General features: G+C 33.3%; 25 protein-coding genes. 2 read left to right on the forward strand and 23 right to left on the reverse strand.

Annotated elements, in window-relative coordinates:
- Window positions 1-67: 67 nt before the first annotated feature.
- Together fakA and HMPREF3031_RS09695 are read right to left on the reverse strand one after the other, a co-directional pair.
- On the reverse strand, window positions 68-1,714 hold the full coding sequence (gene fakA / locus HMPREF3031_RS09690) for a fatty acid kinase catalytic subunit FakA (protein ID WP_037556357.1): 1,647 nt from the start codon (window positions 1,712-1,714) through the stop codon (window positions 68-70).
- 12 nt (window positions 1,715-1,726) lie between these two features.
- On the reverse strand, window positions 1,727-2,101 hold the full coding sequence (locus HMPREF3031_RS09695) for an Asp23/Gls24 family envelope stress response protein (protein ID WP_002480658.1): 375 nt from the start codon (window positions 2,099-2,101) through the stop codon (window positions 1,727-1,729).
- A 347-nt stretch (window positions 2,102-2,448) separates the two neighbouring features.
- Here HMPREF3031_RS09695 and rpmB point away from each other — a divergent pair, with 347 nt between their 5' ends.
- Window positions 2,449-2,637: a 50S ribosomal protein L28 gene (gene rpmB / locus HMPREF3031_RS09700; RefSeq protein ID WP_000517908.1), complete on the forward strand. Its 189-nt coding sequence runs from the start codon at window positions 2,449-2,451 to the stop codon at window positions 2,635-2,637.
- 197 nt (window positions 2,638-2,834) lie between these two features.
- Here the strand turns inward: rpmB and HMPREF3031_RS09705 are convergent, their stop codons facing one another.
- The 9 genes from HMPREF3031_RS09705 to HMPREF3031_RS09745 form a co-directional block, all read right to left on the reverse strand.
- Window positions 2,835-3,485, reverse strand: a complete 651-nt coding sequence (locus tag HMPREF3031_RS09705) for a thiamine diphosphokinase (RefSeq protein WP_002480657.1) — start codon at window positions 3,483-3,485, stop codon at window positions 2,835-2,837.
- Between the two features lie 14 nt (window positions 3,486-3,499).
- Window positions 3,500-4,162: a ribulose-phosphate 3-epimerase gene (gene rpe / locus HMPREF3031_RS09710; RefSeq protein ID WP_002480656.1), complete on the reverse strand. Its 663-nt coding sequence runs from the start codon at window positions 4,160-4,162 to the stop codon at window positions 3,500-3,502.
- On the reverse strand, window positions 4,162-5,037 hold the full coding sequence (gene rsgA, locus HMPREF3031_RS09715; RefSeq protein ID WP_002480655.1) for a ribosome small subunit-dependent GTPase A: 876 nt from the start codon (window positions 5,035-5,037) through the stop codon (window positions 4,162-4,164). The genes rpe and rsgA overlap by 1 nt, the downstream gene beginning before the upstream one ends.
- Window positions 5,038-5,171: 134 nt before the next feature.
- On the reverse strand, window positions 5,172-7,166 hold the full coding sequence (gene pknB / locus HMPREF3031_RS09720) for a Stk1 family PASTA domain-containing Ser/Thr kinase (RefSeq protein WP_037556459.1): 1,995 nt from the start codon (window positions 7,164-7,166) through the stop codon (window positions 5,172-5,174).
- On the reverse strand, window positions 7,166-7,909 hold the full coding sequence (locus HMPREF3031_RS09725; protein WP_070724853.1) for a Stp1/IreP family PP2C-type Ser/Thr phosphatase: 744 nt from the start codon (window positions 7,907-7,909) through the stop codon (window positions 7,166-7,168). Before HMPREF3031_RS09725 ends, pknB begins: the two co-directional genes overlap by 1 nt.
- A 6-nt stretch (window positions 7,910-7,915) precedes the next feature.
- Window positions 7,916-9,010: a dual-specificity RNA methyltransferase RlmN gene (gene rlmN / locus HMPREF3031_RS09730; RefSeq protein WP_002480652.1), complete on the reverse strand. Its 1,095-nt coding sequence runs from the start codon at window positions 9,008-9,010 to the stop codon at window positions 7,916-7,918.
- Window positions 9,011-9,013: 3 nt separating this feature from the next.
- Window positions 9,014-10,318, reverse strand: a complete 1,305-nt coding sequence (gene rsmB / locus HMPREF3031_RS09735) for a 16S rRNA (cytosine(967)-C(5))-methyltransferase RsmB (RefSeq protein ID WP_002480651.1) — start codon at window positions 10,316-10,318, stop codon at window positions 9,014-9,016.
- Window positions 10,318-11,250: a methionyl-tRNA formyltransferase gene (fmt, locus tag HMPREF3031_RS09740; protein WP_002480650.1), complete on the reverse strand. Its 933-nt coding sequence runs from the start codon at window positions 11,248-11,250 to the stop codon at window positions 10,318-10,320. Before fmt ends, rsmB begins: the two co-directional genes overlap by 1 nt.
- The gene (locus tag HMPREF3031_RS09745) at window positions 11,243-11,731 is read right to left on the reverse strand and encodes a peptide deformylase (RefSeq protein ID WP_002480649.1); all 489 of its coding nucleotides are present in this window, start codon (window positions 11,729-11,731) and stop codon (window positions 11,243-11,245) included. The genes fmt and HMPREF3031_RS09745 overlap by 8 nt, the downstream gene beginning before the upstream one ends.
- Window positions 11,732-11,920: 189 nt before the next feature.
- On the opposite strand from HMPREF3031_RS09745, the gene HMPREF3031_RS09750 reads away from it, so the two are divergent.
- Window positions 11,921-12,211, forward strand: coding sequence for a hypothetical protein (locus HMPREF3031_RS09750; protein WP_002480648.1), 291 nt, complete (start codon window positions 11,921-11,923; stop codon window positions 12,209-12,211).
- Window positions 12,212-12,261: 50 nt separating this feature from the next.
- Here HMPREF3031_RS09750 and HMPREF3031_RS09755 read toward each other — a convergent pair whose 3' ends face one another.
- The 12 genes from HMPREF3031_RS09755 to HMPREF3031_RS09810 are packed head-to-tail and all read right to left on the reverse strand — an operon-like array spanning window position 12,262 to window position 23,952.
- Window positions 12,262-13,506 carry a glycosyltransferase family 4 protein gene (locus HMPREF3031_RS09755; RefSeq protein WP_002480647.1) on the reverse strand — a complete coding sequence of 415 codons (1,245 nt, stop codon included), beginning with the start codon at window positions 13,504-13,506 and terminating at the stop codon, window positions 12,262-12,264.
- 29 nt (window positions 13,507-13,535) lie between these two features.
- Window positions 13,536-14,747, reverse strand: coding sequence for an O-antigen ligase family protein (locus tag HMPREF3031_RS09760; protein WP_002480646.1), 1,212 nt, complete (start codon window positions 14,745-14,747; stop codon window positions 13,536-13,538).
- An 18-nt stretch (window positions 14,748-14,765) separates the two neighbouring features.
- The gene (locus HMPREF3031_RS09765) at window positions 14,766-15,734 is read right to left on the reverse strand and encodes an ATP-grasp fold amidoligase family protein (RefSeq protein WP_070684434.1); all 969 of its coding nucleotides are present in this window, start codon (window positions 15,732-15,734) and stop codon (window positions 14,766-14,768) included.
- A gap of 24 nt (window positions 15,735-15,758) precedes the next feature.
- The gene (locus HMPREF3031_RS09770) at window positions 15,759-16,949 is read right to left on the reverse strand and encodes a lipopolysaccharide biosynthesis protein (RefSeq protein WP_002480644.1); all 1,191 of its coding nucleotides are present in this window, start codon (window positions 16,947-16,949) and stop codon (window positions 15,759-15,761) included.
- Window positions 16,946-18,070, reverse strand: coding sequence for a glycosyltransferase family 4 protein (locus HMPREF3031_RS09775; RefSeq protein WP_002480643.1), 1,125 nt, complete (start codon window positions 18,068-18,070; stop codon window positions 16,946-16,948). Before HMPREF3031_RS09775 ends, HMPREF3031_RS09770 begins: the two co-directional genes overlap by 4 nt.
- Window positions 18,071-18,088: 18 nt before the next feature.
- Window positions 18,089-19,363 carry a nucleotide sugar dehydrogenase gene (locus HMPREF3031_RS09780; protein ID WP_002480642.1) on the reverse strand — a complete coding sequence of 425 codons (1,275 nt, stop codon included), beginning with the start codon at window positions 19,361-19,363 and terminating at the stop codon, window positions 18,089-18,091.
- A gap of 52 nt (window positions 19,364-19,415) precedes the next feature.
- Window positions 19,416-20,555 carry a DegT/DnrJ/EryC1/StrS family aminotransferase gene (locus tag HMPREF3031_RS09785; protein WP_002480641.1) on the reverse strand — a complete coding sequence of 380 codons (1,140 nt, stop codon included), beginning with the start codon at window positions 20,553-20,555 and terminating at the stop codon, window positions 19,416-19,418.
- A 2-nt stretch (window positions 20,556-20,557) separates the two neighbouring features.
- The gene (locus tag HMPREF3031_RS09790) at window positions 20,558-21,178 is read right to left on the reverse strand and encodes an acetyltransferase (protein ID WP_002480640.1); all 621 of its coding nucleotides are present in this window, start codon (window positions 21,176-21,178) and stop codon (window positions 20,558-20,560) included.
- Window positions 21,175-21,771 carry a sugar transferase gene (locus tag HMPREF3031_RS09795; protein WP_002480639.1) on the reverse strand — a complete coding sequence of 199 codons (597 nt, stop codon included), beginning with the start codon at window positions 21,769-21,771 and terminating at the stop codon, window positions 21,175-21,177. The genes HMPREF3031_RS09790 and HMPREF3031_RS09795 overlap by 4 nt, the downstream gene beginning before the upstream one ends.
- A 38-nt stretch (window positions 21,772-21,809) precedes the next feature.
- Complete coding sequence (locus tag HMPREF3031_RS09800) at window positions 21,810-22,574, reverse strand: tyrosine-protein phosphatase (protein WP_002480638.1); 765 nt, start codon at window positions 22,572-22,574, stop codon at window positions 21,810-21,812.
- Window positions 22,574-23,266 (reverse strand): polysaccharide biosynthesis tyrosine autokinase, encoded by a 693-nt coding sequence (locus HMPREF3031_RS09805; RefSeq protein WP_002480637.1) that lies wholly within the window; start codon window positions 23,264-23,266, stop codon window positions 22,574-22,576. The genes HMPREF3031_RS09800 and HMPREF3031_RS09805 overlap by 1 nt, the downstream gene beginning before the upstream one ends.
- Window positions 23,267-23,283: 17 nt before the next feature.
- Window positions 23,284-23,952: a Wzz/FepE/Etk N-terminal domain-containing protein gene (locus HMPREF3031_RS09810; RefSeq protein ID WP_002480636.1), complete on the reverse strand. Its 669-nt coding sequence runs from the start codon at window positions 23,950-23,952 to the stop codon at window positions 23,284-23,286.
- Window positions 23,953-23,972 lie beyond the last annotated feature (20 nt).

Consider the following 23,972-nt stretch of genomic DNA (forward strand, 5'->3'; position numbering starts at 1 on the left):
AATCCACTTAGACCGCTTTAGTCTAAGTGAATTTTTTTATATACATTACTTTATATGATTTTCAACGTTATTCTACAGAGAATAAATATGGATAAATCGGTTGATCGCCGACTTGTTCATCGACTTCTGCATCAGGATAAGTTTCTTCTAACCATTCTGTTAATGCTTCAGTTGTTTCTGCATCAGCATCTTCACCTGTAATTACTGTAACAATTTCAGTTTCATCATCCATCATATCAGCTAACAATGCTTTCGCTGCTTCTAATTGTGTTTTCTGACTTGAAACAATTTTACCTTCTTTAAGGCCCATAAATTCGCCTTCTTTGATTTCTACACCATCAATTGTAGTATTACGTACAGCGTTTGTAATAGAACCAGAAGTCACATCTTCTAATGCTTGTGTCATATTTGATTGATTATCTTCTAATGACGCATCTGGTAGATATTGGAACATTGCCGCAATCCCTTGCGGAATAGATTTCGTTGGAATAACTACTGTTTCAGCTTCAACAATCTCAGCTGCTTGATCACTCGCCATTTGAATGTTTTTGTTATTCGGCAAGATAATAGCTTTTTTCGCGCCAGATTGTTCAATCACTTTAACGATGTCTTCTGTTGATGGGTTCATTGTTTGACCGCCATTAATAATAGACGTTGCACCCATTGATTTAAAGATATCTGAAATACCATTACCCATAGAAATCGCAATAATCGCAGTTTCTACTTGTGGTGTTTCATCGTTAGATTTTTGTTTTTCTTTATTGACCACATTGCGGTGTTGTTCACGCATATTTTCAGCTTTGACTTTAATCAATTCACCATACTCTTGGCCATAGTTGAAGACTTCACCTGGATGTTCAGAGTGCACATGTACTTTCACAATTTCATCATCATTGATGACAAGTAAAGAATCTCCGAATTTAGACATGTCTTCACGGAATTGCTGCTCATTGAATGGACGTTTATGTTTATCAAAACGTACCATCATTTCCGTACAGTAACCATAGACGATATCTTCTGTATTAATGACACCATGGAAATCATGTTCGTCATTCACAAATGTTTCAGTATCTAATTTTGGTTTTGTCGCTTCGACTTTTTCACCTTTCATCGCAATTAAGAAACCTTCATAAACACACATTAAACCTTTACCGCCACTGTCGACTACGCCGACTTCTTTAAGGACTGGTAATTGGTTCGGTGTGTTTTCTAAGGCAACTTGACCATATGCGATAATCGCTTCTAAGACTTCTACACAGTCTTCAGTCGATTGTGCTTTCTCAACACCTGCTTTAGCCGCTTCTTTTGCAACCGTTAAAATTGTCCCTTCTACCGGTTTCATCACTGCTTTATAAGCTGTTTCAATACCCGCTTCAAAGCTTTCTGCGAAGGCTTTCGCATCTAGTGTTTCTAAGTCTTCCATATTCTGACAGAAGCCTCTGAAAATTTGTGATAGAATCACGCCTGAGTTCCCGCGGGCACCCATTAATAAGCCTTTAGAAAATGTCTTTCCTAAGGCTCCGATGTGATGTGAAGCATTTTGTTCGACTTCTTCTCTCCCAGAAGTCATCGTAAGATTCATGTTCGTCCCTGTGTCGCCATCTGGCACTGGATAAACATTTAATGCATTGACTAGCTCTGCATTATTTGATAAATTTTGTGCCCCTTGGATCACCATGTCGGCAAATAATTTACCATCTATTTTGCTGATCATCATGTCTTCCTCCTAATGTTTCTTGCCATAATTATTCATACGTACACCCTGTACATAAATGTTGATTGAATTGACTTTCAAATTTAAAGTTTTTTCCAAAGTATATTTAACAGTAGATTGTACATTATTCGCTACTTCAGAAATCTTAATGCCATAACTTACTATAATATACATATCAACGTCAATTGCTTTGTCATTTGAACGCACCACAATTCCGCGTGCATAATTTTCATGACCTAAAATTTCCGCAATGCCGTCTCTGACTTGTTGTTTGGATGCCATTCCGACAATACCATAACATTCTACGGCTTTACCACCTACTACTGAAGCGATTACGTCGTTGGAAACGTCAATATTGCCGTATTCATTGGTAATTTCTAATGTCATTATGAGTTCCTCCTTAAATATAGGTCTAATCAGTTATGATTTATGTTTTGCATTCATTACATACTATTATATAATGAATAACACAATTTTGCCTTTTAAATGCCGGATTTTACTCTTGGCTCATCCTTATAAAATCATTGCGTGGTTATAAGTCCACGTCGCCGCTTTTTAATAAAAACGCATACATAGACATTTACAAATTATAACACAATTTTGTTCCTTGTTTAGAATAACTTAAAATATTCTTGAAAGCTATAATTTTTGGTTGCCAATCTGAAAAATATATGCTAAATTAGGAAAGTATATCATAAGTCAGTGTGTTTATATTTATTAAAGGAGGTACTTTCATGGGTAAACAATGTTTCGTAACAGGTCGTAAAGCTTCGACTGGTAATCGTCGTTCACACGCTTTAAACTCTACTAAACGTAGATGGAATGCTAACCTTCAAAAAGTTAGAATCCTAGTAGACGGAAAACCTAAAAAAGTTTGGGTTTCTGCACGTGCTTTAAAATCTGGTAAAGTAACTAGAGTTTAATAAATATTAAGCACATGACAAAAACGACTCGTATGTGGCGGGTCGTTTTTTTCTTGTCTTAAAACAGCGATTTAGTCTTTTTAATGATATATTGTACGAAAAACAGCGGATGATGGTTTGCTTATGCATCATCCGCTGTTTTTTTATTGATGTGTTGTCATAAAGAAGGTTGCGTGTTTATTTGTATTCAACTCATTTTATAATGAATGTTGTGCATCTCTGCTTCTGATGGCTAGGATACCGCCAGATTCTACCTCGATTGTGCCTCGGTAAGCTGCAATTTCGTTTGAAATGGTTAAGGTTGAGCCTTGGTGGAGTGTTTGGTTTTGAAGCGGATATTTAAAGCCTGTCAGTGAAATCACTGTATTAGATCTTTGCGGCACAAACGATACATAAGGCATATGCTTATCATACGTCATATGATATTCGCCTTTTTCTAAATATGAAATTTCATTATTCGTATCAATAATGCGAATCACAATACCCGCTTCTACATATTCAGGCACTTGCAGCAGTTGTACGGCACCTAAGAAATGATCCAGTCTGCCGCCTGTCGCACCATAAATATCAATTTCGTCAAACCCGCATTCCACTGCTTCTTTGACACCTAACCCTAAATCAGTATCCGCTTTTTCTGCTTTAACTGGGTTAATATCTAGCTTCGTTTTTAATTCAGAACGTTCCTCGTCCGTCACTGAATCAAAATCACCCAATGAAAAGATCGGTTCAATTTCATGTTCTATTAAAATTAAAGCGCCGCGATCAATACCGCCCCACTCTTCTTCAGATTTATCTTCTAATAAATGTTTCGGCAAATGACGATCGCCGCATAATAGATTAATTTTCATAGCGTCACCCTGCCTTATTCTGATGGTTGTGCTGTTGATTTCAATGCTTCTACAACAGATTGATAACTCGCTTGTTTAAAGAAATAAGAACCTGTCACAAGCATTGTCGCACCTGCTTCTACACATTTCTTACCAGTAATCGCGTTAATACCGCCATCCACTTCAATATCGAAGTCTAAATTAAATTTCTCTTTAAATGCTTGTAACGCAGTCACTTTCTCTACACTGTTTGAGATAAACGCTTGGCCGCCAAAGCCTGGATTCACTGTCATAATTAATACGTAGTCTACATCATGTAAAATCGGTTCAATTGCGGCAACAGAAGTACCTGGATTAATCACGACACCTGCTTTAGCACCATGTGTATGAATCAGTTGAATGGCACGATGAATGTGCGGTGTTGCTTCGAAATGAACTGAAATCATATCTGCACCTTTAGAAGCGAATTCTGCGATATATGCTTCTGGGTTTTCAATCATCAAATGCACATCAATCGGTAAATCAGTACCCGCATTTACTGCTTCTAAAATAGGAAGACCAATTGAAATATTCGGCACAAATTGACCATCCATCACATCAAAATGTACACCGTCTACACCTGCTGCTTCTAGGTCTTTCAATTCCTGTTGTAAGTTTAAAAAGTCCGCTGATAAAAGGGATGGAAATACTTTAACCATTAATATCTTTCCTTTCGTGCTGCAATCTCTTCAAATAATTGTACATAATGCGCATAACGGAATTCCGCAATATTGCCAGCTTCTACTTGCGCTTTCACATTACATTTCGGTTCTTTCATATGATTACAATTTCTGAACTTGCAGTCTTGTCCGTATTCTTGAATCTCTAAAAAATAATCTTTTACTTCATCTTTTTGAATATGATCAAAATCAAGTGCACTAAATCCAGGTGTATCTGCCACAAAGCCACGCTTACGTTCAAACAACTCCACATGACGAGTTGTATGCTTACCTCGATTTAATGATTTTGAGATTTGATTCGTTTCTAATTGTAAATCAGGACGATAGGCATTTAATAAAGTCGATTTACCTACACCAGATTGACCGCTCAATACTGCTAAACCATCGCCCCACGCATCGAAAATCGCTTCGACATCGTCATCTTTTCCGACAAATTGCGTTTGATAGCCGATTGCTTGATATACAGCTAAATCTTTCTCTATCTGTGCGATTTGAGTCTCTGATGCCATATCTTTTTTCGTTACCACAATACGTGGTCTCAATTCATAGGAATGCGCAATGACTAAAAAGCGATCGACTAATTGTGTTGAAAAATTAGGCTCGACTGCACTCATCACAATAATTAAATGGTCAATATTACTGACAGGCGGTCTTTTCAATTCATTTTGACGTTCATGTACATGATGAATATAGCCTTCTGTCACATTTTCAATTTCAAAATCTACAATATCTCCGACAATCGGAGAAAATTTCTTCTTTCGGAATAGGCCGCGCGGTTTCGTATCAAAAAGCTCACCATCTGAGTCCACTCGATACACACCGCTGATCGACTTGATTATACGTCCTGTTCTCACCGAGACACCTCTCTTATTTCGTTCATTTTCTCTAATACATTATACCAAACGTTCCCTTAATAAACGAACGGATTGAAACAAAGAAAATCCCATCTCAATTCAACTGAATGAATGAGATAGGATTTTGAAATGTTTTAGTCATATGCGACGTCTTTATCTGCGACTATTTTATCATCTACACGTACGGTATAACCAGCAGTTTTGCCTTTTTCAATTTTTAATGGGATTGAAATCGAACGATTGCTGTTGATATGAAACGTTTGAACTGCTGAAGAACCGTCATGGTCTTTATCTCTGACAAAGACTTCTACTTTCTGACGTTCTTTATCTTCACCAGAATATGGCACTTGAACCGTTTGTGTCACATCTTTGACTGATGGATTGTCGTCAGCTTTATCTTCATCTTTACCATCATCTTTTCCTAATGATACGACAAACGTTACTGTAGAATCCTCATCAATAGATTTACTCTTAGGTGATTGCGAAATAATCTTGCCTTTTTCGACTTTATCACTGTGTACTTCTTTTTCTTTTACTGGTTTCAAGCCTTTATCTTGCAGTTCTTTTTCTGCTTTGTCATAGCTTTCACCTGTATAATCTTTGACATACACTTGTTTCACACCTAAAGATTCAGTCAGTACGATATGTGTATCATTAATCGGTACTTCGGTATCAGCCGCTATATTTTGGTTTTCAATCAAACCACGTTCTAATTTAGTCTTAGAGTATGCTTGTTCTACTGAGATATGTTTGAAACCAAGTTCATCTAATAGCTTCAATGCTTCCGTTTTACTTGTACCGTATAAGTTAGGCATTTGTGCTTTTTGCGGACCTTTAGACAACACGATATTTACGGTGCCATGTTCTTCTACACGCTCACCTGGTGCAGGATCTGTTGTGATAATTTGATTTTCTTGATACTTATCACTATAAGCCCGTTTTGTTTTGCCTACTTTAATATGATGTTCTTTTAAAATCTGTTCAGCTTGTGCTTCTGTTTTACCGCGCAAGTCTGGAGTTTCGATATATTTATTTCCTAATAAGCCGTACGCAATAAAGCTGATAAGACTGATTAACAATAACGCGAAAATTAACGCAAAGAAGAACTTTTTCTTTTTAGACCGACGTTTTTTAGGTACTTCATAAACAGGACCTTCTGTACTTTGGAAACGTTGTTGATTCACAATTGGAATTTCCATTGTTTGATGAATCGGTTCATTATCTTTAGTTTCTTTTGCGATTGCTGCTTTATCAATCGCGATGGTTTTAGTATCTGCTTCATCTGAAACATAAGGTGTTTCATCTTCACGACATTTTTCTAACGCACTGCTTAAATCACGTTGCATACTTTCAATATCTTGATAGCGTTTGTCTCTATCTTTTTCAGTCGCTTTTAAAATCACGTTGCTGAGCGCTTGCGGGATATTTGGACGGATATCTGTCGGGTTCGGCATTTGGTCTTGAATATGTTTGATGGCGATACTGACAGCTGTTTCTCCAGTGAATGGCGGTTCACCGACTAACATTTCATATAAGACAATTCCGATCGAATAAATATCCGTACGTTTGTCTGTTGCTTCACCTTTCGCTTGTTCAGGTGAAAGATATTGCACAGTACCGAGCACATGGCTGGTTTGGGTCATGGCTGTTTCACTTAACGCTTTAGCAATACCGAAGTCTAAGATTTTTAATGTCTTATGTCGGTCTACTAAAATATTTTGAGGTTTAATGTCTCTATGTACGATACCCATTTCATGTGCATGTTGAATGCCTTCAAGTATTTGTTGTGCGAAGTTAACCGCTGTTTCAATACTTAAAGGACCATGTGTTTTTATATATTCGGAGAGTGTCGGACCTTCGATATATTCCATCACTAAGTAGAAATATTCGTGGTCTTCTCCGACATCTTTGACACTGACAACATTATCATGTGAGAGACGAGATGTATTATGCACTTCACGTTCAAATCGTCTCACCATGTCTTCTTTTTCATGTGGCGCAATATGAATCATTTTGACCGCAACTTTAGTCTCTAAGATCAAATCTTCAGCGAGGTAGACATTACTCATGCCGCCTCCACCTAAGAATTCTATAATTTTATAACGTTCGCTGATAGTTGAACCAATCATCATACGCGGTCACCTTCTATTTCTGCCAATACGAAGCTGACGTTATCGGTTGAATCATAGGCTTGTGCTAAATCTAATAAGGCTTGACCTTGTGTTTCTAGCGGTAAATCTTGATTCAATTGTTCTTGAATTAAATGCGGACGGACAAAGTCTGTTAAGCCGTCTGAATTTAATAATAAGTAATCATTGAAGTTCAAACGTTTCACATAGATATCTGCGACTACGAATTTATCTGTACCCATCACTTTAGTAATGATATTACGTTGTGGATGCGTAAAGGCTTCTTCTTCGGTAATTTGTCCTGTCATCACGAGATGATTGACAAAGGAATGGTCGCTTGTGATTTGTTCGATTTCACGGCTGTTGATGAGAAAGGCACGGGAATCGCCGATGTTGGCGATGATGACGCGCTTATCGTAAATCAGGGCGACAACTGCAGTAGTGCCCATGCCTCTGAAATCTTCGTTAGCTGCGGCGTAGTTATAGAGCTCTCGGTTAATGAGCTGCAGGGTGCTGCGCAGCCATTCTTCCGCTTGAGATTCTTCGACAAGGTTTTCTTGTTCGAAGAGTTCTTGGAAGCGGTTGACTACGAATTGACTCGCAACTTCGCCTGCTTTATGTCCGCCCATACCGTCGCATAAAACCAACAGCTGTTGATCAGTCATGTTGTAGAAGATGCCGCCAGCATCTTCGTTCTTTTCCCTATGGTGTCCTGTGTCTGTAAAAAATTGTGCATTTAACATAGGTTCCTACCTCGTTTCTACTTGACGTTCCTTCGCTCTTAATTGTCCGCATGCGGCATCGATATCTGAGCCTTGGTTACGTCTAATTGTCGCATTAATACCTAAACGTTTGAGTTCTTTTTCAAACTTAAAGATATCTTCTTTAGATGTCTTCACGTAATTTCTTTCAGGCACATGGTTCACTGGAATCAAGTTGACATGACAGTTCAAACCTTGAATTAAATGTGCCAGTTCTCTCGCATGTGTAAGCTGATCGTTTACACCGCCGAATAAACCATACTCAAACGTAATACGACGATTCGTTTTTTCTTGATAGTACTGAATAGCTTCCATTAATTTATCAATTGAATATGCACGGTTGATCGGCATTAATTTAGAACGAATTTCATCGTTCGCCGCATGTAAGCTGACCGCAAAATTGATTTGGATTTCTTCATCTGCGAAATCATAAATTTTAGGGATAATGCCTGATGTTGAAACCGTGATATGACGCGCTCCAATATTTAAACCATTGTCGTGGTTTACAATTTTTAAGAAGTCCATCATTTCATCATAGTTCTCAAATGGTTCACCAATACCCATAATTACGATTGAAGAGACACGCTCATCTGTCGCATCTAAGGCTTTTTGAACAGTAAGCACTTGGGCTACGATTTCTCCTGCTTCTAGGTTACGTTTCAATCCGCCGAGCGTAGACGCACAGAATGTACATCCGATACGGCAACCTACTTGTGTTGTTACACAGACAGAATTACCATATTCATGGCGCATCAACACAGTTTCAATTGTATAACCGTCTTGTAATTCAAATAAGAACTTGATTGTCCCATCACGACTTTCTTGTTTAACGGCAGTTTCTAAAGTCGTGATTGTAAAGTTGTCTTTTAATAATGCGCGCAAGTCTTTAGATAAGTTTGTCATTTCGTCGATTGTATCGACACGTTTCTCGTAGAGCCATTCAAAGATTTGTTTTGCTCTGAATTTCTGTTGGCCATGTTCGACTAACCACGCTTGCATCTCTTCATAGCGTAGTGAATAAATTGATTGCTTTTCAAAATCAGGAAGAAAACGATTCTTTTTCTTCTTTTGAGGTGTAATCATGAATTAACTTTCCTTTCTTCTAATCTTTGTAATAAAGAAACCATCTGAGTCAAAGTCTTGCGGTAAGATTTGTAAGGTCTTTACTTCCTCTCCTGTTCTAGGATGTGGGAATGGTTCAAATTCAAAGTCTTTGTTTTGTTTTAAAAATGTATAAATCACATTTTCATTTTCCATCTGTTCTATTGTACATGTTGAATAGACAATCACGCCACCCGGTTTTACAGAATCTTTAATATTATTCATAATTTCTAACTGTAAGTCGACTAATCCATCGACCGTTTCCGGATTTTGTGTATATTTAATTTCTGGTTTATGGCGTAACACACCTAAACCGCTACATGGAGCATCCACTAAAATTTTATCATACTTTGCGTCATATGGCTTTGTCGCATCGTGTTGAAACGCTGTGACATTCTTCAAACGCAACTTACGAATGTTATGCTCAATTAAATCAATTTTATGCTCATGGATATCCGTCGCATCGACATGACCGCTGCCTTTTAATAATTCAGCAGTCTGACACGCTTTACCACCTGGTGCACTACAAGCATCTAAAATATTTTCACCTTCAACAGGTGCTAAGATTTCAGCTACAAACATAGAACTTTTATCTTGGATAGATACATAACCATCTTTAAATGCACGGCTTTCTACTACTGGACGTCCTGACACATGTAAACAATAGTGAATATCTTTATCTTGTGATACTTCATAATCTTCTTTTTCTAAGCGTACTATCGCATCTTCAATCGTTGTTCTATGTGTATTGACACGTACTGTTTGACCTGGTCGTTCAAGCAACGACTGAGCGATTGCTTCAGTTGTTTCTAAACCAAAATGTGTCACCCAATGTTTAACAATCCACTTAGGCAAGCTGTACATAATCGCAATACGTTGTTGGTCATTTTCGATATCTGCAGGGTTTGGTAAATCACTGCGCATCATATTACGTAAAATACCATTCACAACTTTACTGTTATGCAGCCCACCACGTTGTTTAGTGATTTCAACTGCTTCATTGATAATTGCGTGATCTGGGATTTTATCTAAATATTGATATTGGTAGATACTCATCCATAGTAAACGGCGCATCCACCCTTTAATCTTCGTTTTTACGAAAGGCTTCAAATAATAATCAAGTGTATATTGATGTTTCAACGTACCATAGACTAATTCTGTTAATAAACCTTTATCCGCACGGCTCAATTCATTTTCTTTTAAAACTTCATTAATCTTTAAGTTACTGTACGCTTTGTCTTGGATAATTGCTTGTAATGTGTCAAATGCGAGTGTTCTCACTGTCTGCATTAATTTAATTCCTTCCCAACTAAGTCATCTTGGTAGCCGCTTAAGAAGTTCGCAGTCGGCATACGTTTTTTACCTGATAATTGAATATCTGTTAACGCAATCGCATCAGATGAACCTGTTCCGACAATGATTGCTTTCTTTGTCGTTTCAATAATTTCACCTGGTTTGCCTTCTTTTCCTTCTACTATATGTGCTTGATATAACTTCACATTTTTATCATCTAGTTTTGTATATGCCACTGGCCATGGTGATAAACCACGGATATGGTTGTAAATATCTTGTGCAGATTTTGACCAATCGATACGTTCATCTTCACGACTGATATTTGAAGCGAATGTTGCCTCTTCCTCATTTTGTTCAATACGTTCATTTGTACCATTAATAATGTCTGGTAAAGTTTTCGCAAGTAAATCTGCACCTAAGAAGCTTAATTTATCGTGCATAGAACCTACATCATCATTTGCTTCGATGTCAATGGCTTGTTGTGAAATGATGTCGCCTGCATCTAGTTTTGGTGCCATATACATAATCGTAACGCCTGTTTCTTTTTCGCCATCGATAATCGCTTGATGAATCGGGGCACCGCCACGGTATTTTGGTAATAATGAAGCGTGCACATTAATTGCGCCTAAACGTGGCGCATCTAACAATGCTTTCGGTAAAATTTGACCGAATGCTGCTGTCACGATTAAGTCTGGTTTTAAATCAATTAATGTTTGTAAATCTTCTGATTGTGAAATTTTTTCAGGTTGATAGACTTCAATCCCATTTTGTAATGCCACTTCTTTTACTGGCGGCGGTGTCATAACACGCTTACGCCCTACTGGACGATCTGGTTGTGTTACAACCGCAATCACATCTTCTTTCGCGATTAACATTTCTAATACTTTTGTGGAGAAATCTGGTGTTCCCATAAATATAATTCTACTCATCTTCTAAATACGCCTCCAATTCTTCTTCAGTCAATTGTTTTTCCATCTTATCTGTAAAAGGCACGCCATTTAATTGATCTATAATATGAAGAATCATGCGTGCAATATCATCATATGCGGTTAATTCTACTGTATTGCCTTCAACATCATTACTTTGAACGACAATCATTTGACTGCGTGTAACTGTCCCAAAGATATCTGGAAACGATACATCGCCTTCTAGTTCAGTCACTTTCGTTTCTGATTCACTGACAATACGTGGATTGATTAATTGAAGTAATCCGTCCGCTTCCATATCGATAATCGCTGCTTGTTGTGAAACCCCAATTTGTGGTGCACACAAAGCAGATGCTTCTGTTTCATATAAAGTATCCTCTATATCTAATAATAACTGTTTCAACTGACTATCAAACGTTTTAACATCCTCTGCTTGTTGACGCAATATTGCGCTTGATGCAGACACTAAAGGTTTCACTGCCACATTCATCGACTCCTTAAAAAATTCATCTAATCATTATATCGTAAAACACTCAGAAAAGCGATACATCCACAAAAACAAACAACAAATTCCTAATAAAATTAAGATTTAAAACAAAACAAAATGGGTAAAGTATTAATATTGTATAAATTTAGGGTTTATACGCGTATTGATTAAAGGTGGTGAATATTCTTGGATGATATCACACGTGATCAGGCATTCATCGTTGCGGTGTTGTATAAATATTATACAGAAAAACGTAACGCTGATATGACACCTGAACAAGCGAATGATTTCAAGGATTCTTATTCATTACAAGAAAACTATTTCTGTGATAAGGATCGAGACCCATTCTTAGACGATTTGAAAGTCTTATTTGATAAAGGATATGTAGACGGTAAATGGGACGGGACAAAAATTAATGATGTTCGCTTATCAGACAAAGGCTTTGATGAAGTGAACACGAACTTATTAAGTAAATAGAACAAACAGTAAAGCACATCTCAAGCGAGTGAGATGTGCTTTGTTTAACTTTATCTTTCAATAACCTCTATTAATTTGTTAGTAAGATTTTCAAAATCAAAGTTGATAGATTTCTGTTTTGAATTTTCACCTTGTGTTCTTGCTTCATTTTCATTTTGAGCAAGATCAACTAAAGCTTTAGCAACTTCTTCTGGTGTTTGATTTTTTGCACAGTAACCACAATTTTCTGTTTCAATTACACTGTAGCCAGTCGAATAAGTTTGAATAACAGGTCTACCCGCTGCTAAATATTCAAACAATTTATTTTGACTCTGTCCATATTTATCTAAGTTTGTACTGCGATTATGAAGTATATTGCCATAAGAGTTTTTCAAAATAAACGGAACATATTTTTTATGTACTTTTCCTTTAAATACTATATTAGATAATTTCAATTCACTTACTTTTTCTTCTAAATTAGTTTTCTCGTCTCCATCGCCATAAACAAGAATTCTTATGTTTGAATCTGGATATTTTTCGTCTAATATTTTTGCAACATCAACTAAAAACGATAAGTAGTTTACTTTTCTTATTGATCCAGTGTATACATAATTTTTATAATTAGTGTCCATTAGTTCTGAGTCATTTACTTTATATAAATCAGCATTCTGATTAAAGTTTTTTAAAACTACACCATTACTAATATGGTAAATTTTTTCTTCTGATATTGAAGAGAACCAACCTTGATTTTTAATATAATCCTTACCACCTTGCCACGTCATTACAATTGCATCAGCTTTTTCATAAATTTTCTTTTCTGCTTGATACATTATTTGTGTAATTGGGTTGCTTTTACTTAAAATTTCATATGCAACAATACTTTCTGGCCATAAGTCTCTGACTTCAACTATACATTTCACTTGTAATTCTTTTGCTATTTTTAAACCTGCTATTAAAGTGAGTGGATGTACACTTGATGCTATAATAATATCCGGTTTGCCATATCTTTTTCGATATTCTTCTGATACTTTAAGTAATCTTTTACTAAAAGAAAGCATATTTAAAATTCTATGATGGTTATTTGAATTATAAGTATGGGATTTCACAAAAACAAATGGAATTTCGTTAACAACTCTTTCTGCATACAGTTTTCTGTTGGTATCTATAACATCATTAGAATTATGTCTCGTATTTGCACAAAATATTGTAACTTTATACCCTTTTTTCTTTAAAAATTCTGCAAACCAATAATGTCTTCCGCCTTCATTAAAATAATTGTCTGTAGCATAATGGTTAAATATCCATATATTTTTCAAGTTAACAACCTCCATATTTTTTCGATAAATCATTCTATTATCATTTTGCTTTCTTTGTTTAAGTTTGTCGCAACACTATATCCAACACCCATTATAAATACTTGTAGCAATCCTACTGATAACTGATTTTGGAATAAGGTAATCTCAAATGATTGGTGTACAATTACTCCTAAAAAATAACTAGCAGATAATTTAACAATGAAATTATCTCTTTGTTTTACCATTGCATTCCATATAATCAATAAAATAGCTGAAATTAGTATTAAGCCTAAATAACCAATTTGCATCAAAATATTTAAATATAAATTATGTGGCGACTGATCATGTGAATATAATTCTTCTGCCATAGTTCCAGGGCTATAACCAAACCAAGGCTTTTCATTAATTAATTCAATTAATGGAATCCACAAGTCATTTCTACCAGACATTATACTTTTACCAGTATGATCCAACATCCACTGTTCTATAGGTGTAAAGAATCTAAAAGTAGGTAACATTGGATAGATATAAACAAATGAAATACTAAGTATAATTATGAGAGCAAAAAATAAGACTGCTATAATTTGATACTTAGTTAAAAATTTCCAAAATAAGAACACGAATATCGTTGCAGCAATACTCAAAAGTATAGATCGTGTATCACTAGCGAAAACAAGAATTAAACTAATAAAAAGAATTCCAATATATATAATTTTAAATTTAGAGTATCTTATACCTAATATCAGGAAGAAAGAAGTATAAAACATATAAGGACCAATCAGGTTTGAATTATTATATATACTTGCAAAGAAACCAGGTAAACCCATTGCTACCCATACTATAAAATGAAATAGGACGAATATTGCGACTAACACATTTATATATTTAAGATTTTCAAAACTTATTTTGATAAAAGATAAATACATAATGATTAATAAACACGCAATCATTTGAATTGTATTAATTAAATCCTTCATTTCAAATGTATTATTTGAAATAGAAGTAACACATACCATTGTCAATAATAGAATTAAAATCAATACTGCCAACTGCGATTTATCAAAAGGAACTAATTTACTGATATAAATAAGTATTCCTAAAGCGGCAATAAAAAAAGTTAGAAACAGCGATGCAGTTCCAATAAGGACAGTTGCAGATTCTGTCGCATTAAGTGATCCTATAATTATTAACAAATACAATATGAATATAACAATTGTAGATACTTTAATCGTAAACTTATGTTCATGCAGATTATTTTTCATACTTTACCTCCTTAACCATTAATGATTAAGCTGCTTTTTCAAATCGCTTTGAGGAATTTTATTCAAATGAATTTTTTCTCCATACTTTAATTCATTTTCTAATGGGTACAGCACTAATTGGCCGCCATTAGGATGAAATGTCATTTCACCAAAATACAATTTATCCTTACTCACAAAAAAATCAACTCTACAAAACGGAAATCTCGACGCTAAATTTTCAGATACTTTAATCATTTCAGGTATAAATTTACTGAATTTGAAATCATCATCATTAAACTCTTGTCTTTTGATATCTATATTCATTTTATTCAGGTCTGTGTCGTATAGATTAATTTTACTTTCTAGAGATTGGTTGCCTTGCTCATCATTAATATTTTTTATGATAGCAAAAAATTCTACTTTACCTTCAAATACGAAGAATTTATAATCAATAAATTCCGTCATATCTAAATACTCTTCCACTAAAATTTTAGGTCTAATATTCTTATAATTCCATTCTCTTGAATATTTAAAATAGTTATCTTTCATAGCTGCATCAAATTTTTCTTTAGTTTTCTTTAAGTTTGTTTTGTTTTTTTCAACTGCTTGGTTTACCCCAGATGTATGGTTGGTTTTTAAAAATACTTTATCTGGCAATTTTTCAAAGTTAATATCATTAAAATTATCATATGCACCTAATAAAGGAGGTAATAAGTTACTATACTCATTATCAATTAAATGCTGTCTCATTAGATACTTATCAGTATACTCAGTTTGCAAGTCATTTCTATAATTCAACTTCAGCCAATTTATTTTTTCAACAAACATCTTAGGGTTTTTCAAGTTTAGTTTAATACCTGTATTATGTTTTATATTGAGCTTTGTAAATTGCTCGTCACTCAAAAATCTCATCAATTTAGCTTTTATTTTACTCATTTTCTTATATATATTTTTAGTACTTTCTCTTAATAACAATTTTCTAATAGCTATCTTAATACGACTAATCATCTTATTCCTCCATGTAATCTGTTTTTATACTTTTAGTTTTGAGAAGATATACAATTGTACAGATAGCTTTATTGAGTATGTAACTAATTGAGCAACTGCAATCATAACTAAACTATGGCTAAAAATACTTAATATCATTGATAATACTACAAAAAAGATTAGCGTTAATATGTCAATCAACGCTTTGCGTTTTAATGAATAATATTTAACTAAGAAACTACGTATAATGTAATCAGCACAAATCAATCCAAACGTTATTGTTACAAATAAATATATAGGTTTGACTGCTTCTAAATAATTTTCATATAACAGATATATCAAAATATAGCCAACAAAATAGGAAATAACAAATACAATAACACTTACAATCGGCATCAACATTAATACGCGTTTTTTAATTCTTTTTGTGATTTTTTCAGTATCAGCAATGTAACTCAAAATAACTGATGAAATCATTGTAAACGGGAATAACATTAATTTAGTTGGCAAAGTTGCTATATAAAAAATCGAAACACTACTTGCACCAAGTAAAAAACTTGTTATAAATCTATCAGAATAGTTCATTAAAGATCCTGCACAGCCTGATATTAATAAAAAAGTTAGTGCTGATGCTTCAAAATAATAATTTTTTGTTTTGAACAATGCAATTACATTAACTTTAACTAATAGGTAAGTAACTACATTAATCAACAACTCTATCACTACAAAACATAAAAGAACGCCTCTCACACTTTCTATAGGTAAAAAGTATAGCAATATATACATAGAACTAAGTACTAAGTTAACATAAAGAATTTTCATAAATTCTTTTTTTACCCTGTAGAAAACTAGTAAAAACATTCTACTCGACGTAAATAAAACTAATAAATAAATTAGTAAATATTCTATTTCATCAATATGAAATACCCAAATTGATACAGAAAATATCACAGATACTAACGTAATATATAGCAACAACTTTTTATAATACGTGTAAAGTGCAGATTTGTTATCTAGTTCTTGATCAAACGTGTTAAATTTTTTTTGATACAGATTGGTAAAACTTGCATTTAAGGTTATTACCAATACATTAAAGTAACCATATATTATTAAAAATCTACCGAACTCCCCTTGACCAAGTGCTTGTTCGAAATTGGGAAATAAAAACAATTGTTGTACCGCTATAAATAAACCTTGAGATAATATGTTTATTAACATATCTTTGATAAATTTCATTGTTCAACCCTTGCCTTTGCTATTTCGTAAATTTCTTTGTGTTTTAAGGCATTGTTTTGCCAAGAAAATCGTTTCTTATCTATTTGACTAATATTTTTTTGTATTACATTATAATTTTCAATAATTTTTCTTACTTGCTTTATTAATTCATTATTATTTGTTGGGTTTACAGAATAACCAACATACCCTTCTTCAAAGTATTTATCAAAACCTTCATTTTTGGTATATATAACAGGTAAATTTTGTGTCAGCGCTTCTAAGTACACTAAGCCAAACGTTTCTGTAAAAGAAACCATTATAAAAACGTGCATATTTTTCATAATTTCTACAATGTTTTGTTTGCCTTTTTTGCCAAGAAAATACATATTAGGATATTTTTTTAAATTCTGGTAATATTTCAAATCAACTACATCACCAACTATATAAATATTTACATTTCTTCCTAAGTTTTTAGCAGTAAGATTTTCAGCTAAAAATTCCAAATTTTTATTTTTCATAATCCTACAAACACAAATAACATTTATATCTTCATTAATATGTTTTGTTTGGTCACTGGAATGCTTCAACCAATAATCATTAATACCATTAGGTATGACATGTGATTTTTCGTAAATTTCTTTTTTTATTTTTCTAGTACCAAACAACATTTCTATAGTATTGTTTTTATAAGACTCCGATAAAAATATTATTTGACTGGCTTTTTTTAAAATTTTTCTTCCTAAAGGTAATAGGTGCTTGTAAAATTTCATATAAAAATTTATATCAGTATTTCTCACTGTAACAATATATGGCTTACCTGATTTTAACGCTTGATAACCATCTGAAAATAAAGTGTGTGCGTGAACAATATCGTAATCATTCAAGTCTAAGTTTAATGACTGAACCCAAGCTAGTATCTTCTTTTGCTTTTTAAAATAAAAGAAACGATCAATTGATTTTAAAAATTGTTTTTCAAACACATTTGTGTTTGTTTCAATCAACTTATCACTAACGTTTGCTTCATCTTTAATTTTCCTTGGCATAATAACATCATTTCTAACACCTTGTTTTTCTAATTGATTAAACATTTCGCTATATAAAGGTGAATGTAAGTAATTGCTATTAAAATGCAAAATTTCCATAACATCTAACCTTTCTTTTTAAATAGACCAGTAAGTAACGTTATCATTTTCATATTTCTTAAATCTATTTTTCAAATCAACAATTATAGAAGAGTCCTTTTTCAATAATTCTAAGAAACTTGTATCTTCTATATTTTTGAAAACATCATGATTCACGGCATATAGTAAGACATCAACGCTTTCTTTAAAGTCTTCCATATCTACAATATCCGCTTCAATTTCGTCGCTAAAACTATTAATATAAGGATCGAAAATTTTTGGTTTTATACCAAATTCATTTAAAGACTTAATCATTTCTAACACTTTAGAGTTCCTGAAGTCAGGTGTATTTTCTTTGAAGGTCAAACCGGCAATTAAGACTGTTGCATCTGATGATTTACCTTTTTTCATCAACTCCTTTATTATATTGTTAACAACAAATGCAGGCATCGCATTATTAATCTTTCTTCCTGCTGTAATTATTTGAGAGTGATATCCAAGGTTCTCTGCTCTATAAATGAAGTAATAAGGATCTACACCTATACAATGACCACCTACTAAACCTGGATAGAAACCTAATGCATTCCACTTTGTATTCATGGCATCTATCACTTCATGAGTATTAATTCCCATTAAATTAAAGACTTGTGATAGTTCATTCATAAATGCAATATTTATATCTCTCTGACTATTTTCAACTACTTTTGCACTTTCTGCTACTTTGATATTTGAAGCTTTGTGAATACCTGCTTTGATAACTTTTCCATATATTTCGGCAATCACATCTAGTGATTCTTTATCAATACCTGAAACAATTTTTATTATATTTTCAACTGTATTTTTCTTATCACCAGGATTTATTCTTTCTGGGGAGTAACCAACTTTGAAATCATTAATTACTTCCAATCCGGATATTTCTTCTAATAATGGTGCGCATACTTCTTCAGTAACACCAGGATAGACTGTGGATTCATAAACTACATAATCATTATTTTTTAAGTATTTCCCTACTAATTTAGTAGCGCTTTCAATTGGTGCTAAATTTGGTGTATTATCTTGTTTAATAGGTGTAGGTACAGTGATTATAAAAAATTCTGCATCTTTTAAATCATTCTCATTAGAAGTGAATTTTAATGATGTATTCTTTAACACTTCTTCTCCAACCTCTCCAGTTGGATCAATGTTATTGTTATATTTATTTATTTTATTTTCATCAATATCAAAACCAATTACTTCAAAATGTTTAGCAAAAGCTATAGCTAACGGCATTCCAACATATCCCATACCAATTACTGCGATTTTTTTCTCTTTCATCTTTATCCCTCATTTTTTATATTTATATTCTAAATTTTAACCACTGAAAAAATCATTTTAAAAGTGACTTAATACTATCAATTACATCAATTAATTCCTCATTTGTTATATTTGAACCAGATGGCAGACAAACACCTTCTTCAAATAATTTTTTGGCATTATCTTTCTCATCATAAAAATAATCAAATGCTTCATATAATGGTTGTAGGTGCATCGGTTTCCATACTGCTCTTGCTTCAATATTTTTGACATTTAATTCTTTTATTAAATCAGCTGCAGAAATATTAATCTTATTTGGATTGATTGTCATTGCTGTTAACCAACGATTAGATTTACTGTCTGGTAATTCAGGTTGGAAATTAATACCATCAATTTCACTTAATGCATCATAATACATGTCGAAGATGTCACGTCGACGATTCACACGATCATTAATAACTTCCATTTGGCCACGGCCAATACCTGCTGAAATATTACTCAATCTATAATTAAAACCTAATTCACTATGTTGATAATATGGTGCTTTATCTTTAGCTTGTGTTGCTAAGAATAACGCATGGTCAATGTATTCTTTATGATTAGAAAGCAACATGCCACCACCGCTTGTCGTGATGATTTTATTACCATTAAATGAAAAAATACTTAAATCTCCAAAACTACCACTCATTTTACCGTGATAAGTTGACCCTAGAGATTCTGCTGAATCTTCAATTAAGGTAACATTATAATGTTTACAGATTTTTGATATCTTCTCAAAGTCTGCTGTCTGACCGTATAAATTCACTACTAAAACTGCTTTAGGTAAAGTACCTTTATCTTCATATGTTTTGAATGCTTTTTCTAAAGCTGTCGGTGACATATTCCATGATTCCATTTCTGAATCAATAAATACTGGTGTAGCATCTTGATATAAAATTGGATTAGATGTTGCACAGAATGTTAATGATGAACAAAAGACGATGTCACCTTTTGCAACACCTGCTTCAATCAATGCAAGATGAATAGCAGATGTACCACTTGCTGTAGCTAGTGCATAATCTGCACCTACGTAATCTTTTACATCATTTTCAAATTCCGTTACATTTTCACCTAAAGGTGCAATCCAATTATCTTTAAAAGCTTTTTCTATGTACTGGGTTTCTGTCCCACCCATATGCGGTGTTGATAAAAATATTCTCTCTCTCATTATCATCATTACTCCTTAATAACTTTTGCGGGTGATCCTACTACCGTTACATTGTCCCTTACATTAGAAATTACGGTAGAACCTGCGCCTACCATAACGTGTGCTCCAACTTTCAAATTCGGAATCACTGTCGCATTTGCTCCAACTTGCGTGCTCTCACCAACCGAAACATTACCAGTTAACACTGCTCCTGGTGAAATATGTGTATAATCCTTTATTAAACAATCATGTTCAACTATGGAACCGGTATTTATAATGGCATGCTTCCCTATTACTGTATCCGCATTAACAATGGCACCGGGCATAACAACGGTACCATTGCCAATTTCTGCAGTTTTACTAATAATTGCATGCGGATGAATAAACACTGGAAATCTTTCGATAGGCACATTAATCTTGTCGAAAATTTTATTTCTAACTTTATTATTCCCTATTGCAATAACAAAATAGTAATTTTCTTGATAAAGTTGAATATTTCTAAGATTATCGAAAATCAAATCTTTTTCTTTATACATTTTTTCAATATTATCATCCAAATATCCACTAACTTTATAAATGCCTTCAGCTTCGATTACATCTCTGACAACCTTAGCATGTCCGCCATTACCAATAATTAGTATTGATTTCATTGCGGCGAACCTCGGAATTTTTCCATTGTTACGTGATCCTTAGCACTTACATCCTTACGATTTAAAACATTAATAAATGTTTTGTATAGGATATACATATCTAACTTGAACGATTGGTTTTCAACATACCAAACATCCAATTTAAACTTAGCTTCCCATGAAATCGCATTTCTGCCGTTTACTTGTGCCCAACCTGTGATACCAGGTTTTACCAAGTGACGTTTCTTTTGCTCGTCTGAATATAAAGGGAGATATTCCATTAATAACGGACGTGGACCGACCAAGCTTAAATCACCTTTTATGACATTAATTAATTGCGGTAGTTCATCAATGCTAGTTTTACGAATAAAACTGCCCACTTTTGTCATTCTTTGTTCATCAGGCAATAATTCACCTTGATCGTCTCGTGCATCAGTCATAGTTCTGAATTTATAAATATAGAAGGGTTCTCCATTTAAACCTGGTCTTTGTTGTTTAAATAACACTGGTCGTCCCATACTTTTGGCAATGGCAACAGATGCACCGACTAAAATTGGAGCACTTACTAAGAAAACTGAACTACCTATCGCTAAATCAATTGCTCTTTTTAACATCCCTATCACCTTTCTTTTATGAATAAAAATTTAAAGTATCAAAAAAGCCCAAGAATTTTCTTCTTTTTATACTCAATAGGTCTTCTTTGAGTAATTTTTTCATCACAAACCAGGTGTTTATTATTCTCATACATTTCCTTAATTTCTTCTTCATATTTACTAAGTTTAGAAATTGAAAATAGTTTCTCAGCTATAAATGGTCTAAATTTTACATCATGTGCATCAGAAGCAATGAAATGAACTAGATTATGTTTAATCATTCTAATTGAAAATTTTTGAATATTTTTCCCCATATTACCTGCTAAAGAAGAAGCTGTTAATTGACAAAGCGCTCCGATATTAACTAACCCATATAGTATGTTAATGTCTTGAGCAATTTTTTTATTTCTTTCTGGGTGCACAATAACTGGAATGTATCCTCTGGTTTGAATTTCATAAATAATATTTTGAAGAAAGTTTGGTACATTATTTGATGGAAGTTCAAGTAATAAGTATTTTGAATAATTAACTCCTTTAATATTTCCATTATCCAAATCAGTTAGTAATTCATCCGTCACCCTTATCTCTTGGCCAGGTAAAATTTTAATTCCTAACTTTCTAATTTCCTCATGTTTATTCAAAGAATTGACATGTTTCTCTACATCATCAAATTTATTATTGTATTTATAATGTAAATGATGTGGTGTTGCCACAATTTCGTTGATACCTTCTTCAGAAGCTTGTTGCAATAAACTAATCATTTCATCTTCATTTTCCGGACCATCATCAACGTTATATATAATGTGATTGTGAATATCTATCATTATGATTCTTCTCCATAATACGCATAGTAACTTGAATTTTTTTCATGTTCTGTTTTGTTTAAAACAACGCCTAAAACTTTAGCTCCAGTATTTTCAATCAATTCTTTACTTTTTAAGATTGACTTCCGATCATTATTTTTTACATTTATTACTAACGCAGCATATCCACTGATTTCTGAAAACAGTTGTGCATCTGTAACAGTATTTACAGGAGGAGTATCAATAATTATAAAGTCATATATTTCTTTTAATTCCTCTAAATGATTTTGAAACTGGATTGAGCCAATTAACTCAGACGGATTCGGTGGAATTGGTCCAGAAGTTAATAAGTCTAGGTTATCGATTTCTGTTTTAGTAATCGCCTTTTCAAAATATGATTTACTAATTATTAAATTAGATAATCCATCAATATTGCTAGTATTGAACATATAATGCTGAGTGGGTTTTCTCATATCTCCATCGATAAGCAATGTTTTATAACCGGCTTGTGCATATGTAACTGCTATATTTGCAGAAACCAAAGATTTTCCAACGCCAGGTTTTTCAGATGTTATTACTAAAGTTTTAACATCATCATTTGCAGTAGAAAACATTATGTTTGTACGTATTCCTCTAAATTTTTCACTAATAACAGATTTTGGGTCATAGTGAGTCATTAATGGATTATTTATAGCTTTACTCTTTTTTTTCATCTGTGAATTCTCCTTTATCATTTTTTATTAAACTCAGGAATTGCACCTAAAACTGGTAAATCCAATAATTCTTCAACTTCATCTTCACTTTTAATTCTTTTATCAAAAATAGCTATTAATATTATGATAATCACAGCAAGAATAAGACCTAATACTATACTGATAAGTGCATTTGTAATAGGTTTAGGAGCGACTTTTTTTGCATCTTCTGCTTTAGATAAAGTAGACACATTATCTATACTCATGATTTTACTAGCATCATCACTAAATACTTTAGAAATTGTATTTGCAACTTTTGTGGCGTCACCTTTTTTATTACTCTCTACAGTAATGCTCATGATTTGAGAATCTGCTTTATTATTTACACTTAACATACTAGATAATTCTTTTTCTGAATATTTACCATTTAAATCTTTAGAAACTTTATCTAAGATTCTCGGGCTTTTAATAATTTCTGAGTATGTTTTAACAAGTTGAATATTAGATTGAACCTGTTGTGCCATCATTTCATTGTTTGAGTGTTTCTGATTAACCAATACTTGAGTAGTTGCAGAATATTTGGGTTGTATAACAAAAAAACTTAACAATAAACTTACAACTAAAAATATTAACGGAATAATCAACAGCAATTTAACGTTTTTCTTTAGTGCGGTAAATATCTTACCGATATCAATTGTCTTTTCCATAGTAACCTCCATTATATGTA

The organism is Staphylococcus sp. HMSC072B07, assembly GCF_001815505.1.
GTDB lineage: Bacteria > Bacillota > Bacilli > Staphylococcales > Staphylococcaceae > Staphylococcus > Staphylococcus simulans.